This is a genomic window from Streptomyces sp. NPDC091972, from assembly GCF_044756385.1.
Lineage (GTDB): Bacteria > Actinomycetota > Actinomycetes > Streptomycetales > Streptomycetaceae > Streptomyces.
In genome coordinates this window covers 160,182-176,611 of the sequence record NZ_JBIVSV010000010.1, presented here as the reverse complement: position 1 = coordinate 176,611, position 16,430 = coordinate 160,182, and the positions used below count along the sequence as shown (strand labels likewise).

The 16,430-nt window shown below is 71.2% G+C and carries 18 protein-coding genes; 9 read left to right on the top strand and 9 right to left on the bottom strand.

The genetic code is table 11. The features are described from left to right. Nucleotides 1-95 precede the first annotated feature (95 nt). Nucleotides 96-380, bottom strand: a complete 285-nt coding sequence (locus ACIQJT_RS27840) for a DUF2530 domain-containing protein (RefSeq protein WP_365452241.1) — start codon at nt 378-380, stop codon at nt 96-98. 111 nt (nt 381-491) lie between these two features. Between ACIQJT_RS27840 and ACIQJT_RS27835 the strand changes: the two genes are divergently transcribed. Then, nucleotides 492-1,886, top strand: coding sequence for an NCS2 family permease (locus ACIQJT_RS27835; RefSeq protein ID WP_402648018.1), 1,395 nt, complete (start codon nt 492-494; stop codon nt 1,884-1,886). A 22-nt stretch (nt 1,887-1,908) separates the two neighbouring features. Here the strand turns inward: ACIQJT_RS27835 and ACIQJT_RS27830 are convergent, their stop codons facing one another. Then, complete coding sequence (locus ACIQJT_RS27830) at nt 1,909-2,091, bottom strand: hypothetical protein (RefSeq protein WP_053849503.1); 183 nt, start codon at nt 2,089-2,091, stop codon at nt 1,909-1,911. Between the two features lie 132 nt (nt 2,092-2,223). Next, the gene (locus tag ACIQJT_RS27825; protein WP_402648015.1) at nt 2,224-3,390 is read right to left on the bottom strand and encodes an RICIN domain-containing protein; all 1,167 of its coding nucleotides are present in this window, start codon (nt 3,388-3,390) and stop codon (nt 2,224-2,226) included. A 264-nt stretch (nt 3,391-3,654) separates the two neighbouring features. Between ACIQJT_RS27825 and ACIQJT_RS27820 the strand changes: the two genes are divergently transcribed. Next, the gene (locus tag ACIQJT_RS27820) at nt 3,655-4,092 is read left to right on the top strand and encodes a MarR family transcriptional regulator (protein ID WP_365452236.1); all 438 of its coding nucleotides are present in this window, start codon (nt 3,655-3,657) and stop codon (nt 4,090-4,092) included. Between the two features lie 97 nt (nt 4,093-4,189). Continuing rightward, entirely contained in the window at nt 4,190-5,464 is a 1,275-nt protein-coding gene (locus ACIQJT_RS27815) for an MFS transporter (protein WP_365452234.1), read from the top strand. 3 nt (nt 5,465-5,467) lie between these two features. Here ACIQJT_RS27815 and ACIQJT_RS27810 read toward each other — a convergent pair whose 3' ends face one another. Further along, nucleotides 5,468-5,998, bottom strand: a complete 531-nt coding sequence (locus ACIQJT_RS27810; RefSeq protein ID WP_402648011.1) for a GNAT family N-acetyltransferase — start codon at nt 5,996-5,998, stop codon at nt 5,468-5,470. A 26-nt stretch (nt 5,999-6,024) separates the two neighbouring features. Here ACIQJT_RS27810 and thpR point away from each other — a divergent pair, with 26 nt between their 5' ends. Beyond that, the gene (thpR, locus tag ACIQJT_RS27805) at nt 6,025-6,597 is read left to right on the top strand and encodes an RNA 2',3'-cyclic phosphodiesterase (RefSeq protein ID WP_402648008.1); all 573 of its coding nucleotides are present in this window, start codon (nt 6,025-6,027) and stop codon (nt 6,595-6,597) included. A 135-nt stretch (nt 6,598-6,732) separates the two neighbouring features. Here thpR and ACIQJT_RS27800 read toward each other — a convergent pair whose 3' ends face one another. After that, nucleotides 6,733-7,725, bottom strand: a complete 993-nt coding sequence (locus tag ACIQJT_RS27800; RefSeq protein WP_365452228.1) for an aldo/keto reductase — start codon at nt 7,723-7,725, stop codon at nt 6,733-6,735. 133 nt (nt 7,726-7,858) lie between these two features. On the opposite strand from ACIQJT_RS27800, the gene ACIQJT_RS27795 reads away from it, so the two are divergent. Further along, complete coding sequence (locus ACIQJT_RS27795) at nt 7,859-9,454, top strand: amidase (RefSeq protein ID WP_402648330.1); 1,596 nt, start codon at nt 7,859-7,861, stop codon at nt 9,452-9,454. 57 nt (nt 9,455-9,511) lie between these two features. On the opposite strand, the gene ACIQJT_RS27790 is transcribed toward ACIQJT_RS27795, so the two are convergent. The 3 genes from ACIQJT_RS27790 to ACIQJT_RS27780 all read right to left on the bottom strand — a co-directional run bounded on the left by ACIQJT_RS27790 (nt 9,512) and on the right by ACIQJT_RS27780 (nt 11,623). Then, nucleotides 9,512-10,147: a 1,4-alpha-glucan branching protein gene (locus tag ACIQJT_RS27790; RefSeq protein ID WP_402648005.1), complete on the bottom strand. Its 636-nt coding sequence runs from the start codon at nt 10,145-10,147 to the stop codon at nt 9,512-9,514. 17 nt (nt 10,148-10,164) lie between these two features. Further along, complete coding sequence (locus ACIQJT_RS27785; protein WP_402648003.1) at nt 10,165-10,752, bottom strand: Uma2 family endonuclease; 588 nt, start codon at nt 10,750-10,752, stop codon at nt 10,165-10,167. 112 nt (nt 10,753-10,864) lie between these two features. Then, a complete protein-coding gene (locus ACIQJT_RS27780) occupies nt 10,865-11,623 on the bottom strand; it encodes a helix-turn-helix domain-containing protein (RefSeq protein WP_402648001.1) in 759 nt (252 codons plus the stop codon). A 227-nt stretch (nt 11,624-11,850) separates the two neighbouring features. Between ACIQJT_RS27780 and ACIQJT_RS27775 the strand changes: the two genes are divergently transcribed. The 4 genes from ACIQJT_RS27775 (at nt 11,851) to ACIQJT_RS27760 (ending at nt 15,176) form a co-directional block, all read left to right on the top strand. Then, nucleotides 11,851-12,516: a DUF4097 family beta strand repeat-containing protein gene (locus tag ACIQJT_RS27775; RefSeq protein WP_402647998.1), complete on the top strand. Its 666-nt coding sequence runs from the start codon at nt 11,851-11,853 to the stop codon at nt 12,514-12,516. 38 nt (nt 12,517-12,554) lie between these two features. Then, the gene (locus tag ACIQJT_RS27770) at nt 12,555-13,505 is read left to right on the top strand and encodes an ATP-binding cassette domain-containing protein (RefSeq protein WP_402647995.1); all 951 of its coding nucleotides are present in this window, start codon (nt 12,555-12,557) and stop codon (nt 13,503-13,505) included. Continuing rightward, nucleotides 13,502-14,287 carry an ABC transporter permease gene (locus ACIQJT_RS27765; RefSeq protein ID WP_402647992.1) on the top strand — a complete coding sequence of 262 codons (786 nt, stop codon included), beginning with the start codon at nt 13,502-13,504 and terminating at the stop codon, nt 14,285-14,287. The genes ACIQJT_RS27770 and ACIQJT_RS27765 overlap by 4 nt, the downstream gene beginning before the upstream one ends. 160 nt (nt 14,288-14,447) lie before the next feature. Beyond that, nucleotides 14,448-15,176, top strand: coding sequence for a carbonic anhydrase (locus ACIQJT_RS27760; RefSeq protein WP_402647990.1), 729 nt, complete (start codon nt 14,448-14,450; stop codon nt 15,174-15,176). Between the two features lie 16 nt (nt 15,177-15,192). On the opposite strand, the gene ACIQJT_RS27755 is transcribed toward ACIQJT_RS27760, so the two are convergent. Next, on the bottom strand, nt 15,193-15,870 hold the full coding sequence (locus tag ACIQJT_RS27755; RefSeq protein ID WP_365452212.1) for an SGNH/GDSL hydrolase family protein: 678 nt from the start codon (nt 15,868-15,870) through the stop codon (nt 15,193-15,195). Between the last annotated feature and the right edge of the window lie 560 nt (nt 15,871-16,430).

Below are 16,430 nucleotides of genomic sequence, written 5' to 3'. Positions count from 1 at the left end.
CGGTTTTGCGGCTTCACCCGCCGAGTGGCCGGAAGTTCCGACCTGGGGAGGAGACGGGACCGGGCGCGTGATGCCCTGGTACTAGGGGGCGCTCGTCACTCGGAAGCAGGGTCGGCGGCGGAGTCGGCGGCCGCCGCCTTCCTGATGGCGGCGTCCCGTTTGCGGACGTACCAGGTGCCGTACAGCCCGAGCACGCCCCCGGCCAGGCAGGTCCACAGCCACCAGGTGCGGTCGTGGTCCGCGAACCAGCCGTAGAAGGGGAGCTGTACGAGGAACAGCGCGAACCACAGGATCGTGCCACCGGTGACGGTGGCGACCACGGGGCCCTCCAGGGGCTCCGGAGCCTCGTGCCTGAGGGGTCCCGAGAAAAAGCCGGCCATGGGGACAGCTTACGAGGCGATCACATCTACGCGCGGAGATGGCTCCTCCGGCTTTATACGTTCATACTGAAACGGTTTGCGTCTGTCCACTTCTGCTCGTAGGAACATCCAATGCCGACCGCCCTCGACCGCTACTTCAAGATCTCCGAACGGGGCAGCACGCTGCCGCGCGAGATCCGGGGCGGCTTCGCCACCTTCTTCGCGATGGCCTACATCATCGTGCTGAACCCGATCATCCTCGGCAGCGCCAAGGACATGTACGGCCATCACCTGGACAACGGCCAGCTGGTCACCGCGACCGCCGTGACCGCGGCCTTCACCACGCTCCTGATGGGCGTGGTCGGCAACGTCCCCATCGCGCTGGCCGCGGGGCTCGGCGTGAACTCCGTCGTCGCGCTCCAGCTCGCGCCCCGGATGTCCTGGCCGGACGCGATGGGCATGGTGGTCCTGGCGGGCCTCATCGTGATGCTGCTGGTCGCCACCGGTCTGCGCGAGCGCGTGATGAACGCGGTGCCCTTCGGCCTGCGCAAGGCGATCTCCATCGGTATCGGCCTGTTCATCATGCTGATCGGACTCGTGGACTCCGGGTTCGTCTCCCGCATCCCGGACGTCGCCCAGACCACCGTCCCGCTCCAGCTCGGCGGTGACGGCCACCTCAACGGCTGGCCGGTCCTGGTCTTCGTCCTGGGCGCCCTGCTGACCCTCGCGCTCATCGTCCGCAAGGTCTCCGGCGCGATCCTGATCTCCATCGTCGCCATGACGGTCCTGGCGATGATCATCGAGGCCGTCGCCAAGGTGCCGTCCTGGGGGCTCACCGCCCCGAAGTGGCCCGGCAACCCGGTCGCCACCCCGGACTTCGGTCTGCTCGGCAAGGTCAGCCTGTTCGGCGGCTTCGACAAGGTCGGCGTGCTGACCGGCATCCTCTTCGTCTTCACGGTCCTGCTGTCGTGCTTCTTCGACGCGATGGGCACGATCATGGGCGTCTCCGACGAGGCCAAGCTCACCGACGCCCAGGGCCAGATGCCCGGCATCAACAAGGTCCTGTTCGTCGACGGCCTCGCGGTCGCCGCGGGCGGTGCCAGCTCCTCCTCCGCCACCACGGCCTTCGTGGAGTCCACGGCCGGTGTCGGCGAGGGCGCCCGCACCGGCTTCGCCAACGTGGTCACCGGCGCGCTCTTCGCCGTGGCCCTCTTCCTGACGCCCGTCGCCACCATGGTCCCGTCCCAGGCCGCGACCCCCGCGCTGCTCGCCGTCGGCTTCCTGATCCTGGCGAACTCGGTCCGCGACATCGACTGGGGCGACCACACCATCGCGATCCCGGCCTTCGTGACGATGGTGATGATGCCGTTCACCTACTCGATCACCAACGGCATCGGCATGGGCTTCATCACCTTCGTGGTGCTGCGCCTGGCGGCGGGGCGGGCCCGGGAGGTCCCGGCCGCGATGTACGTCGTCTCCGCCGTCTTCGCCTTCTACTACCTGATGCCGGCCCTGGGCCTGACGTGAGTCGCCCCCACCCGCCCCGGTCTCACGTGACGCCGTAGAACTTCTCGGTCTCGTCGACGGCGGTCTGGAACCGTTCGTCGAAGTCGTCCCGGACGAGCGTTCGGATCACATAGTCCTGGACGCTCATCCCCCTCTTGGCCGCATGGTCCCGGAGCCGCTCGAGCAGCTCCCCGTCTATCCGCAGGCTGAGCACACTGGTCCCCATGGAGACGAGGGTCGTCGTCCAGGGGGACCAGCGTTCACTTTCCGCACCCGACTCACTCGTTCGGGTGAAGATCCGGTTTCGGGGCCCGCCGGTGCGGGGAGCCTCGGCCTTCCGGCACCGGGCGGCCCGCCGCTACCAGGTCCACCGCTGGTCGGTGTTCGACGAGCACGGCCACTGGATGACCTTGGTGCCGATGGCCGGGTTGGACGCCGGGACGGCGAGGCACTTGTCGCTGTTCAGGTTGCGCAGCCGGTCGAGGCTGTCGTGGATCCAGACCTGTTCCTTGCCGCCGTTGCAGGTCCACTGGATGGCCTGGGTGCCGTCGGTGACCGAGGCGGCCGGCATCGCGAGGCACCGGCCGCTGTTGGCGTTCCTGACGACGTAGCGGTCGCCGTTGCCGCCCGCGACCGGCGTCAGGTGCCACTTCTGTTCGGAGCCGCCGTTGCAGGTCCACTGGATCAGGCCGGTGCCGTTCTCCGTGTCGGCCCGGGGCACCGCCAGGCACTTCGCGGTCCCCTGGTTGGTGAGGGGGCGGGCCGCGGTGACGGCGGTGTCGATCCAGGCGGCCAGTCCGTCGACACGGGCCGCCACGCCGCCGGTGCGCGTCTCGGTGGCGTCGATGCCGTAGCAGCCGCCCTGGTACGACCGGCTGGTGAGGGCCACCAGTCGGTCGGTGCCGTTCGTGGTGCGCACCACCGGGCCGCCGGTGTCACCGGCGCACGCGGCCACGCCGTCCGCGCCGGTGACCGTGATCGTGTCCGCGTCCGAGGCGTCCACCGAGAGCGCGCCGGAGTGCAGCTTCAGGGGTGCCCACTCGGTCCGGGTCCGTCCGAACCCGGCGAACGCCAGCGTCTCCCCGGCGGTGGGCTCGGACGTGGCCAGGGCCACCGGGGTGACATTGGTGACCGCCTGGTTCAGCCGGGCCAGGATCACGTCCCGCCCGGTGGTGCCGGGCACCAGCTCGACGACCTGGCGCACCGCGCCCGCCCCGGTGCTGAGGTCGGAGCGGCCGATGGTGGCGGTGGTCGGCGAGGCCGGCCTGCCCGCGGGGACGGCGAGGCTCACGGCCGGGTCGGCGGCGAAGCAGCTCGCGCCGGTGAGCAGCCACTGGGGGGCGACCAGGACCCCGGAGCAGCCGCGGTCGTGGTCGCCGACGACGAGCTGCGCGGTGTAGCCGAACGCGGTGTCGGCGGCGGGGGTGCCGGTGACGGCGGGCGCCGGGGCGGCGGACCATGCGGTGGGAGCTGCTGCCAGGACCATCGCCAGCGCGGCGAGCCGTAGCTGTCTGAGGTGTCGCAAGGCGGGTTTCCTCGGGATGGGTGGAGGCCGCGGACGGGACGCGGCACGACGGCCGGAGCTGCTGATGCAACCCTGTGCGGCCGACCCTGTCCACCACGTCAAAGCCCCTAAATGGGACGGTAGTTGAGGTTCCGCTGTGAGGTGGGTCACCGTCGTCGAAGGTTGTGCCGGGGCGGATGACGAATGGGTGACGAGTGGCCGGAGTCACGGGAATGCCCGTGTGCGCCAGCTTGTTTAGCCAGAGTAATGAGTTATGCTAAAGAGATGCCGGACCTTACCCATGGCGACGACGTAGCCGCCGTGAACTCCCTGCGCTCAGCCGTGATGCGACTGTCCCGTCGGCTCAAGCACCAGCGGGTCGACGAGTCACTGAGCCCCACCGAGATGTCGGTGCTGGGCACCCTCTCCATCTGCGGCCGGGCCACCCCCGGGGAGCTCGCCCGCAAGGAGCACGTCCAGCCGCCGTCGATGACCCGCATCGTGGCGCTGCTGGAAGCCAAGGGACTCGTCCGGCTGGAGCCGCACCCCGAGGACCGGCGCCAGAAGGTCGTCACCAAGACCGAGCAGGCCGAGGCCATGCTCGCGGAGAGCCGCGCCAAGCGGAACGCCTTCCTCGCCGCCCTGGTCGACGGCCTCGACGAGGACGAGTGGGCGAAACTGCGCGAAGCCGCCCCCGTGCTGGAGAAACTCGCACACCTGTAAGCCACGAAGAGGAGGCGAACGCACTTTGAGTACGGGACCCGGAGCAGAATCCGCCCCCGCACCGATCCCTTCTACCTCTGCGTCCCGCAAGTCATCCATGTTCAGTTCGCTGAAGGTCAGGAACTACCGGCTGTTCTTCGCCGGCCAGGTCGTGTCCAACATCGGCACCTGGATGCAGCGCATCGCCCAGGACTGGCTGGTGCTCAGCCTCACCGGCTCCGCCACCGCCGTCGGCGTCACGACGGCCCTTCAGTTCCTGCCGATGCTGCTCTTCGGTCTCTACGGCGGCGTCCTCGTCGACCGGCTGTCCAAGCGCCGCGCACTGCTGTTCACGCAGTCCGCGATGGGCGCCACCGGCGTCGCGCTCGCCGTCCTCACCCTGACCGGCCACGTCCAGGTCTGGCACGTCTACCTCGCCGCCTTCGCCGTGGGCCTCGCGACAGTCGTCGACAACCCGGCCCGCCAGTCGTTCGTCTCCGAGATGGTCGGCCCCGACCAGCTCCAGAACGCGGTCAGCCTGAACTCCGCGAACTTCCAGTCGGCCCGTCTGATCGGCCCCGCGGTCGCCGGTGTCATGATCACCGGCGTGGGCACCGGCTGGGCGTTCCTCGCCAACGGCCTGTCCTTCGTCGCCCCGCTGGTCGGCCTGCTGATGATGCGGGCGCGTGAGCTGCACGTCGTGGAGCGCGCCCCGCGCGGCAAGGGACAGTTGCGGGAGGGCCTGCACTACGTGGCCGGGCGGCCGGAACTGATCTGGACCATCGTCCTGGTCGGGTTCGTGTCCACCTTCGGCTTCAACTTCCCCGTGTACCTCTCGGCCTTCGCCGACGACGTCTTCCACGCGGGCGCCGGCTCCTACAGCCTCTTCAACACGGTGATGGCGGTCGGCTCCCTGGCCGGCGCCCTGCTCGCGGCCCGGCGCGGCACCGCCCGGATGCGGGTCCTCGTCGTGGGCGCGGTGGCCTTCGGCGCGCTGGAGATCGTCGCCGCCGTCGCGCCCTCGCTGTGGCTGTTCGCCCTGCTCATGGCCCCGATCGGGATGTTCGGCATGACGGTCAACGTCACCGCGAACACCAGCGTGCAGATGGGCACCGACCCGGCCATGCGGGGCCGCGTGATGGCCCTCTACATGATGGTGTTCATGGGCGGCTCGCCGATCGGCGCCCCGATCGCCGGCTGGGTCACCGACGCGTACGGCGTCCGGGCGGGCCTCGCGGTCGGCGGCGCGATCGCCGCGGTGGCGGCCGTGACGATCGGCCTGGTCCTGGCCCGCGTCGGCAACCTGCGGCTGTCGGTCGGCTGGAACCGCGGCCACCCGCACGTCCGGTTCGTGCCGCGCGAGGCGCAGGAGCAGTTGGCGCCCGCGGCCTGAGCGCTACGGCCGCACGCGCATGGCCAGTACCTGGCCCGGCCAGTCGTTGTTCGCCCCGGCGGTGTACGTCTGCGTCGGGGCGAAGCCGTTGGCCTCGTAGTAGGCGACCAGCCGGCGGTCGTCGCCCGCGTAGCAGTCCACCCGCAGCAGGCCGACACCCGCGCGCCGGGTCTGCTCGGCGGCGTGCGCGAGGAGGGCGCTGCCGATGCCGTGGCCCTGGAAGCGGCGGTCGGAGGCGAGCCAGTGGATGTACCGCTCGGGCTCGCCGGGCGGCGGCAGATGCGCCAGGTGGGCGCCGGGCGCGTCGGTGAGCGTGAGCGTCGCCGCCGGGACGCCGTCGGCCTCGGCGATGTACACGCTGCCCTCCGCCACGTACCGGGCGACGGACTCCACCGTCCCGGGACTCGCCGACAGCGGCCGGGTCCCCCACTGGCCGGGACGCCCCCGCGCGACCAGCCACTCCACACAGCTGTCCAGCATGCCGAGGATCACGGGTAGGTCGTCGGCGCCGCCGTCCCGGATGGTGATCTCCATGCCCCCATGGTGACAGGCTGGCCCCCATGAGACTCTTCGCCGCGGTACTGCCTCCGCAGGATGTCACCGAGGAACTCGCCTCAGTCGTCGCCGAGTTGAGGAAGCTGCCGGTCGCCGAGGCGCTGCGCTGGACCGGCGTCCCGGGCTGGCACTTCACGCTCGCCTTCTACGGCGAGGTCGACGAGGACGCCGTACCGGAGCTGTCGGAGCGGCTGGAGCGGGCGGCCCGGCGGACCGCCCGTTTCCCGCTGGCCGTGCACGGGGGCGGGCAGTTCGGGCACGGGCGGGCCCTGTGGGCAGGGGCCTCCGGCGGACTGCCGGTGCTGCGGCTGCTGGCGGAACGGGCTGAGGCGGCCGCGCGCAGGGCCGGCGTGGACACCGGGGAGCACCGGCGGTACAAGGCCCACCTGACCGTGGCGCGCAGCCGGGAGGCGGTGGACGTCCGGCCCTGCCTGGAGGTGCTCGCCGGGTTCACGAGCCGCACCTGGACCGTGGACGAGCTGGCGCTGGTGCGGAGCAACCTTCCGGGGTCCGGGGTGCCGGGGGAGCAGCCCCGCTACGAGGTGGTCGGCCGCTGGCCGCTGGGCGGAGCCGGTTAGGCTCGACACGTGGACCCGAAGACCCGGAACCGGATCATGGCCGGTGTGCTTGTGATGATGTTCGTCGTCGTGGCGTTGGCCGCCGTCCTCGGCAGGTAGGGGAACCGCGGCCGGCCGCGGTTCCCCCACCGGGCGCTACCAGGCGAAGGCCTCCGGAGAGGGGCCGGTGCCCGGGAAGATCTCGTCCAGGCCGGACAGGACCTCCTCGCCCAGCTCCAGCTCGACCGCCCGGACCGCCGACGCGAGCTGCTCGGCCGTGCGCGGGCCGACGATCGGGCCGGTGACGCCGGGACGGGTCAGCAGCCAGGCCAGGGCCGCCTCGCCGGGCTCCAGACCGTGCTTCTCCAGCAGGTCCTCGTACGACTGGATCTGGGCCCGCTTGGCCGGGTCGGCGAGGGTGTCCGCGGCCCGGCCGGAGGCGCGGCGGCCGCCCTCGACCTCCTTCTTGATGACCCCGCCGAGCAGACCGCCGTGCAGCGGCGACCAGGGGATCACGCCGAGGCCGTACTCCTGGGCGGCCGGGATGACCTCCATCTCGGCGCGCCGCTCGGCGAGGTTGTAGAGGCACTGCTCGCTGACGAGGCCGATGGTGCCGCCGCGCCGCGCGGCGATCTCGTTGGCCTGGGCGATCTTGTAGCCGGGGAAGTTGGAGGACCCGACGTAGAGGATCTTGCCCTGCTGCACGAGGGTGTCGATCGCCTGCCAGATCTCCTCGAAGGGAGTGGCGCGGTCGACGTGGTGGAACTGGTAGACGTCGATGTGGTCGGTCCGGAGCCGCTTGAGCGAGGCGTCGACGGCACGGCGGATGTTCAGCGCCGACAGCTTGTCGTGGTTGGGCCAGGCGTCGCCGTCCGCGGCCATGTTGCCGTAGACCTTGGTGGCCAGGACCACCTTGTCGCGGTTGGCGGCGCTCTTCGCGAACCAGTTGCCGATGATCTCTTCGGTACGGCCCTTGTTCTCGCCCCAGCCGTACACGTTGGCGGTGTCGAAGAAGTTGATTCCCGCGTCGAGAGCCGAGTCCATGATCGCGTGCGAGTCGGGCTCGTCGGTCTGCGGGCCGAAGTTCATGGTGCCGAGGACGAGTCGGCTGACCTTGAGTCCGGTGCGTCCGAGCTGCGTGTACTTCATGGTGGTCCAGCCAACGCCTTGGAGTGGACTCCAGGCAAGCACCGGCTTCGGGGGGATTGCTCCCCTGTCGAACCGGGGGACAGCCGGAGGGAGTTCGGGCGGTTCCGTCTCTAACGTGCCGTGCATGACACGCATGGAGGGAATCCGGGCCACCCGGCGGGACGTGCTGGCGCTCGGCACCGCGGCGGCGGCCACGCCCCTGCTGGGTGCGGCCCCGGCCCGCGCGGCGGATGTCGCGACCGGGGAGTTCGACGAGCTGTCCATCACCGAGCTGCGCGCGCTGATGGACAGGGGGCGGCTCGACGCGGAGCGGCTCACCCGCTACTACCTGGAGCGGATCGAACGCCTCGACCCGCTGCTGCACGCGGTGATCGAGGTCAACCCCGACGCGCTGCGGGAGGCCCGACGGCTGGACGCGGGCGGGCGGCCCCGGGGCCCGCTGCACGGCATGCCGGTCCTGCTGAAGGACCTGGTCGAGACCGCGGACCGGATGCACACCACGGCCGGCTCGCTCGCCCTGGAGGGGCTGCGGCCCTCGCGGGACGCCACGGTCGCCGCCCGGCTCCGGGCCGCCGGTGCCGTCGTCCTCGGCAAGACCAACCTCAGCGAGTGGGCGGGCGGCCTCTCGCTCACCCACCACGCCGGGTGGAGCGCGCGCGGCGGCCAGACCCGCAATCCGTACAAGCTGGACCGCTCGCCCAACGAGTCCAGCTCCGGCACCGGCGCCGCCGTCGCGGCCAACCTGTGCGTCGCCGGCATCGGCACCGAGACCAACGGCTCGATCATCGACCCGTCCTCGGCGAACTGCGTCGTCGGGGTCAAGCCGACCGTCGGACTGGTCGGCCGGGGCGGGATCATCCCCGGTGTGCCGAGCCAGGACAGCGTCGGCCCGATGGCCCGTACGGTCCGGGACGCGGCGATCATGCTCGGCGCGCTGGCCGGCGTCGACGCCAGGGACCCCGCGACGGCCGCGAGCCGGGGCCACTCCCACCGCGACTACACCCGCTTCCTGTCCGCGGACGGGCTGCGCGGGGCGCGCATCGGCATCCCGCGGACCGTGTACTTCGGGTACAGCGACCATGCCGACGACATCGCCGAGCGGGCGATCGAGGTGATGCGCGCGGCCGGAGCGGTGATCGTCGACCCCGCGGACATCCCCACCGCCGAGCAGCTGGAGGACCTGCCCGGTGCGATGGTCGTCCAGGCCTACGAGTTCAAGCGGGCCCTGAACACCTACCTCGCCGAGGCGCGTGGTGAGATCCCGCGCAGCCTGCGGGAGCTGATCGCCTTCAACCGCGAGCACGCCGACCGGGAACTGCGGTACGTACGGCAGGACGGGCTGGAGGCGGTGGAGCGGCTGGACTTCTCGGCACGGGAGTACGAGGAGGCGCTGGCGGTGAACCGTCGGCTGTCGCGGGCGGAAGGCATCGACGCGGTGCTGCGCCGGCACCGCCTCGACGCCCTCGTGATGCCGACGACCGGCCCGCCGGCCAAGATCGACCTGATCCGCGGGGACACCTACGGCGGCGGCGCGTCCACGCCCGCGGCGCTCGCCGGGTACCCCGCGGTGAGCGTGCCGGCGGGGTTCGCGTTCGGCCTGCCGGTCGGGGTGACGTTCATGGGCACGGCGTGGAGCGAACCGACACTGCTGCGGCTGGCGTACGCGTACGAGCGGGCCGGCCGGGTGCGCAGGGTGCCGACGTTCCGGGGGCCGGACGTGGGGTTCTGACGTCTGTTCAGGTCTTGGCGGAGGTGTGCCTTCACCCGGGCTGTGACACCCGTGTCCTCAGCCAGTGCGCAGGCTCGCGAGGACGCCTCGGGCTCGGGTGCCGTCCGGTGCGTCCCAGGCCCCGGTGACCTGGCCGATCGCGCCCTCGGGGGCGGTGGGCCGCGGGCGCCGGTGCAGGTGCAGGACCGTGCCGTCCGGGAGGGCGAACCCGGTGCCGTCCCGGTCCTCGGTGACCTCGACGGGGCCCTCGGGGACGGTGAGACCGGAGCCCGTGAAGGAGTGGGTGACCTCGTGGTCGGGGGTGTCACTGAGGCTCTGTGCCTGGGCCTGGACGCGGCCCTCGAACAGGGCGAGGAGTGTGCTGCGCAGCACCGGGTCGTGAATGCCGTCGTAGGCCCAGCGGGGGCCCAGCACGCCGTGCTCCATGGTGCCGACGAGGGCGTGTTCGGCGCCGGGGAGCGGGGCGGCGCGGTAGGTGAGGGGGGCCAGGTAGGTGACGGGTTCGGGGCCGGAGGAGTCGACGGCCACCAGGAACTCGATCCCGACCTCGCCCTCCGGGTCGTCAAGCCGGAAGCCGCCGGCCCTGGTCAGCTCGGGGGCGCCGGTGCCGGTGTACCAGGGGCGGGAGGGCAGCCAGGTGGTGAGGAGTTCCAGCTTGGTGGGCTTGAGGGTGGTCCTGTGGATGATCGACATGCGGCGGATTGTGTCAGTCAGTCACGGGGGAACTCATCCGTTGTGAGGGCGAGACCGACGACGGTGCCGGTGAGGTCCAGATCCTTGCCGAAGGGCACCCTGGTCTCGACCTCGTAGTCACCGCCCTTGGGGTCGGTGAAGATGTGGCACCGCCCCTGATACGGGTCCGCGATGACGTAGACGGGGACTTCCGCCATGGCGTAGGCAGCCTTCTTCGGGCCGTAGTCGTTGGCCGCGGTTCCTTTGGAGATCACCTCGGCGACGAACTCGACGTCCTCGTGGGACCAGCGGCCGTCCTCCGTTTTCGCGGCGCCTTCGGCCATCACCGTCACGTCGGTCGCGAAGCCGTTGAGGTGCCCCGGGTAGTCGATGCGCACGTCGGACTTCACACGCTTGCGCGAGTACTTGGTCCGCAACTGCTCGACGATGTCCAGGATGATCTCCCAGTGGGTGTCCCGCTGCGGCGACATGTAGACGGTCCCCTCGACGATCTCGACCTTGTATCCCTCGGGGACGGGCATCGTCTCGAGCCGCTCGAACATCTCGTCGAGGGTGCTCGTGTTGTCGCTCTCGGCCATCGCGATCCTGTCTTCGAGGACGGTCATCGTGGCGCTCCTCCCCGGCTGTCCCATGGACGAGTCCAGCCGCGCGGTACAACGATACGCACGGTGATCGGGACACGACGGGAGACGCCATGTCGGAGGACCACGGCACCGCTCACTTCGTCTCCCTGCTGTCCGGCGCGGGAGCGCTGTCCGGGGCGGGCTCCGGTTTCGTGTGGAGGACCTCGCGAGCCTGGTCCGCGGCGCGGGTGATGCTCTCGGAGACGAAGTCGAGGAAGCGGGCGATGTTCTCCAGGCGGGCGGCGGCCGGGGTGTCCCGGCCGAGGACGCCCACGCCCTGCCGTGCGGTCTCCGCGAGCTGTATGGTGCCGCGGGCGCTGGCGATCATGGACTGGTACCAGACGTCGTCGTCGGCGACATAGCGCTCGCGGCGCCGCTCGTCGCGCTCGCGGCGGACCAGGCCCTGGTTCTCGAGGTAGCTGATGGCCTTGGAGACGGACGCCGGGCTGACCTGGAGGCGCTGGACGAGCTCGGCGGCTGTCGTCGTGCCGGTGTCGCTGGTGTAGAGGCAGGTCAGCACCCTCGCCATCATCTTGGGCACGCCCGTCTGCATGAGGACGGTGGTGAACACCTCCTCGTAGTCGCGCACCGCTTCGGGATCGCGGCCGTGGGCCGGTGCGGGCGCCTGTGCCGCGCGCGGGGCGGTCTGCCGGCGGCGGTGGGCGCGGCGTTCGGCGGCGCGGTGGGCGAGGTCGGCGCGGTAGGCGGTGGGGCCGCCGTTGCGCATGACCTCGCGGGTGATGGTCGAGGTGGGGCGTTCGAGGCGGCGGGCGATCTCCGCGTAGGCGAGGCCGTCGGCCACTCCCAGCGCGATCTGCTGCCGTTCCTGCTGGGTGAGCCTGCCTCCCGGCATCGCGGCCTCCTTCGTGGTTCCTGGTGCCCGAAGCATAGCGTTCACTTCTGATCTGTTGCAACGAACACGAGCAGGGCGTTGCGTTGCTTTCTGATTCGTTGCAATGAAATTGATGCATTCACCTGCTGGTATTAGATTGCGGCGCAACAAGTACGTTGCCCAACTAGTGAATGCAACGTAGCTTTTCGTCCATCGGAAACACCGACGACGAAACGCAGGAGCAGCTGATGCACACGTTCGACACCCCCGCCCCGGTCACCGCCGTCATCGACCTGCCCGCCGGGCGCGTCCAGGTCATCGCCGCCGACCGCGCCGACACCACCGTCGACATCCGCCCCGCCGACCCCGGCCGCGGCCGCGACACCAAAGCCGCCGAACAGATCGAGGTCGACCACCGCGACGGCGTCCTGCGGATCACCGCCCCACCCGCCAAGAACCCCTACTTCGGACCCTCCGGAGCCGTCGAGGTCACCCTCCGGGTCCCGGCCGGCTCCCACCTCCAGGCCCGCACGGCCGCCGCCGAGTTCCGCGCCGTCGGACGCCTGGGCGACATCACCTTCGACGGCGCCCACGGCCCGGTCAAGATCGACGAAGCCGCGCGCCTGCACCTGACCGCCACCGACAGCCACGTCACCGTCCAACGCCTCACCGGACCCGGCCGCATCAGCACCCAGCGCGGCGACATCACCGTCCACGAAGCCGTCACCGGCACCCTCGACCTCACCACCCAGCAGGGCGACATCACCCTCGCCACCGCAGCCTCCGCCGCCCTGGACGCCGGCACCTCGTACGGCCGCATCCACAACACCCTCAACAACACCGACGGCAGCCGCGCCGCCCTGACCGTCCACGCCACCACCACCCACGGCGACATCACCGCCCGCGGCCTCTGACCCGCCGCCTCCCACAGCCCCCTCAAGGAGCACCCACCATGACCGACCTGGCCATAGCGGCGAACGGACTGCGCAAGTCCTACGGGGACAAGACCGTCCTCGACGGCATCGACATCCGGGTGCCGGCCGGCACGATCTTCTCCCTCCTCGGTCCGAACGGCGCCGGCAAGACCACCGCCGTCAAGATCCTCTCCACTCTCGTCCCGGCCGACCCGGGCACCGGTGACATCCACGTCGGCGGTCACGACCTGGCCGCCGACCCGCAGGGGGTGCGCGCCGCCATCGGTGTCACCGGGCAGTTCTCCGCGGTCGACGGACTGATCACCGGGGAGGAGAACATGCTGCTCATGGCCGACCTGCACCACCTCCCCAGGAGCGAGGGCCGCAGGGTCGCCGCCGACCTGCTGGAGCGCTTCGACCTCACCGAGGCGGCGAAGAAGCCTGCCTCGACTTACTCCGGTGGCATGAAGCGCCGCCTCGACATCGCCATGACCCTCGTCGGCGACCCGCGGATCATCTTCCTCGACGAACCGACCACCGGTCTCGACCCCCGCTCCCGGCACACCATGTGGCAGGTCATCAGGGAGCTGGTCTCCGACGGCGTCACCGTCTTCCTCACCACCCAGTACCTGGAGGAGGCCGACGAACTCGCCGACCGCATCGCGGTCCTGCACGACGGCAGGATCGCCGCCGAGGGCAGCGCCGAAGAGCTCAAGCGCCTGGTCCCCGGCGGACACGTCCGGCTCCGCTTCACCGACCCGGACGCCTACCGCAGCGCCGCCCGCGAACTGCGCGAGGTCACCGGGGACGACGAGTCCCTCACCCTGCGCCTCCCCAGCGGCGGCAGCCAGTCCGAGCTGCGCGCCCTCCTCGACCGGCTCGACGCGGCCGGCGTCGAGGCCGACGAACTGACCGTGCACACCCCCGACCTGGACGACGTGTTCTTCGCCCTGACCGGCCCCGCCCCGACCAAGGAGACCGTCCGATGAGCAACCTCGCCCTCGTGGTGCGCGACTCCTCCACGATGCTGCGCCGCAACCTCCTGCACGCCCGGCGCTACCCCTCGCTCACCCTGAACCTGCTGCTCACCCCGATCATGCTGCTGCTCCTCTTCGTCTACGTCTTCGGCGACACCATGAGCGCGGGCATCGGCGGCGGCGACCGCTCCGACTACATCGCCTACCTCGTCCCGGGCCTGCTGCTGATGACGATCGGCTCCACCACGATCGGCACCGCGGTCTCCGTCTCCAACGACATGAGCGAGGGCATCATCGCCCGCTTCCGGACGATGGCGATCCACCGCGGTTCGGTGCTGGTCGGACACGTCGTCGGCAGTGTGCTCCAGTCGGTGGTCAGCGTGGTCCTGGTCGGCGCGGTCGGCGTGGCCATCGGCTTCCGCTCCACCGACGCCACCGTCCTGGAGTGGCTGGCCGCCTTCGGGCTGCTCGTGCTGTTCGCCACGGCGCTGACCTGGATCGCCGTCGGCATGGGCCTCATCAGCCCCAACGCCGAGGCCGCCAGCAACAACGCCATGCCGCTGATCTTCCTGCCGCTGATCTCCAGCGCGTTCGTCCCGGTCGACGCGATGCCGGGCTGGTTCCAGCCGATCGCCGAGTACCAGCCCTTCACCCCGGCCATCGAGACCCTGCGCGGACTGCTCCTCGGCACCGAGATCGGTGACAACGGCTGGATCGCCGTCGCCTGGTCCCTCGGGCTCGCGGTGCTCGGCTACCGCTGGGCGACCGCGAGGTTCAACGGCGAGCCGAAGTGACCGAGTTGACCGAGCGAGCCAACTCCCTTGCCCGGTACACAGGTTGGAGGCCCCGAGGTCGGCCAAGAACGGTTCAGCGTTCGCCCATGAAACACCAACGCCCGGCCATGAAAAGGCAATCCGGACGGGAGGGGAACGGGTCGGACGTACGTTCCCCTCCGTGACCTCCGACCAGCGACCCCACAGAACCGCGCGGCGCGCCCTCCTGCGCGCCGCGCTCACCGGTACCGCGGTCCTCGGCACCGGCCTCGCCGCCGGCGCCCCGGCCGCCGTCGCCGCGCCCGCCGCGGTTCCGCCGCGCAAACGGCCCACCACCGCCGAGGAGGCCCTGCGCGAGCTGGCCGAGGGCAACCGGCGCTGGCGCACCTACCGCGAGCGGCACCCCGACGAGACGCCCGCCGTCCGGCAGGCGCTGACCACCGCCCAGCACCCCTTCGCCCTCGTGCTCGGCTGCATCGACTCCCGGGTGGCGCCGGAGCTGGTCTTCGACCAGGGCCTCGGCGACCTGATGACCGTGCGCACCGCGGGCCAGGTCCTCGACGAGGCGGTGCTCGGCAGCCTCGCGTACGGGGTGCTCGAACTGGGCATCCCGCTGCTGATGGTGCTCGGCCACCAGTCGTGCGGAGCCGTGAAGGCGGCGGTCCAGGCGGACGGGACGGGTGCGCAACTGCCCGCCCACATCCAGTACCTGGCCGAGCAGATCAGCCCGGCGATCGACCGTACGAAGACGGGGGACGCGCGGATCGACGCGACGGTCGACGCGAACATACGACTCGTCCGGGCACGGCTCGCGGCGGAACCCGACCTCGCCGCCAAGGTGGACTCCGGTGAACTGGCCGTCGTGGGCGCGCGCTACGAGCTGACCACGCAGGCGGTGCACTGCCTCTGACCGAGGCGCAGGCCCGTCAGCCGGCGTCGTAGGGCTCGCCGAGGCCCCACGCCTGGTACATGGCCTCCCCGAAGGCCGCCGCGATCTTGTGCTCGCCGCTCGCGTTCGGGTGGGTGCCGTCGTAGGTGTCGTGACTGATGTCGTACGACGACGGGGGCGATGCCGGCAGCAGAGGGGAGCGGGGCTCGTCCAGGTCGGCGATCACCTTGGCCAGGAGCTCGTTGAAGCGGGTGACCTCCGTGGCGAAGGGCGGGTCGGTCTCCGCCCGGACGTTGGGGATCACCGGGAGGACGGCCATCCTGATCCGGGGGTTGGCCCGGCGGGCCCCGGCGACGAAGGCGCGGACGTTCTCCGCGGTCTGTTCCGCGTTCGTGTAGAAGCCCAGGTCGATCAGGCCGAGCGAGACCAGGAGCACGTCCGCGTGGTGGGCCCGTACCGCCTCCTCGATCAGCGGGGCCATGTGAACCCAGCCCTCGCCCCAGCCGGCCAGGTGGGCCCGGGGGAAGTCGGGATCGGCGTAGTCGTACGAGGTCGGAGCGTCGGCCGCCTTGTCGTACAGCGTCTCGCGCGGTCCCACGAGGGCGAAGGGACCGCCGTGGCTGTCCCGCAGGTGCCGCCACATCCGGTACCGCCAGGTGTGCTCCCCCGCGCTTCCGATCGTCATCGAGTCACCGACCGGCATGAATCTGAGCATCCGCTCATGATGGATCATCGAGACCCGCTCCGGCGTGTGAGTCCGCCCACGCCCGCGCCGGCACCGGCGGACGAGCCAGTGCGGGGCTTCCTGCCCCTCCTGCCCGCGCCCACCCGGCGGGGCGGTCCCGGCCCGCCGTGCCGGGGTCCGCTCTCGTGGCCGGGCCTCTGGTCCCGCGGCTCCTCCGTCACCCCGTCTCATGACCTCGCGACCGCGCCCACCCCAGCCGCTCGACGGCACGAACCCCACCGCTCTGCCTGGCCGACGGCCGGGCCACCGAGCAGAACCTGGCGTCCCGTACCCCTCCGCGCCGAGGCCGAGGTGGTCACGGAACCAGGGGGCCGCTTTCCCTCCGGCCGCCGACGCTTCAGCTTCTGGGGCACTCCAGCCGTCCGGCCTCCCGCGCTTCAGCTTCTGGGGCCCCCAGCCCTCCGGCCTCCGGCCTCCGATGCTTCAGCTTCTGCGACCCCCAGCCCTCCGGCCTGCCACGCTTCAGCTTCTGCGACCCCCAGCCCTCCGGCCTGCCACGCTTCAGCTTCTGCGACCCCCAAGCCTCCGGC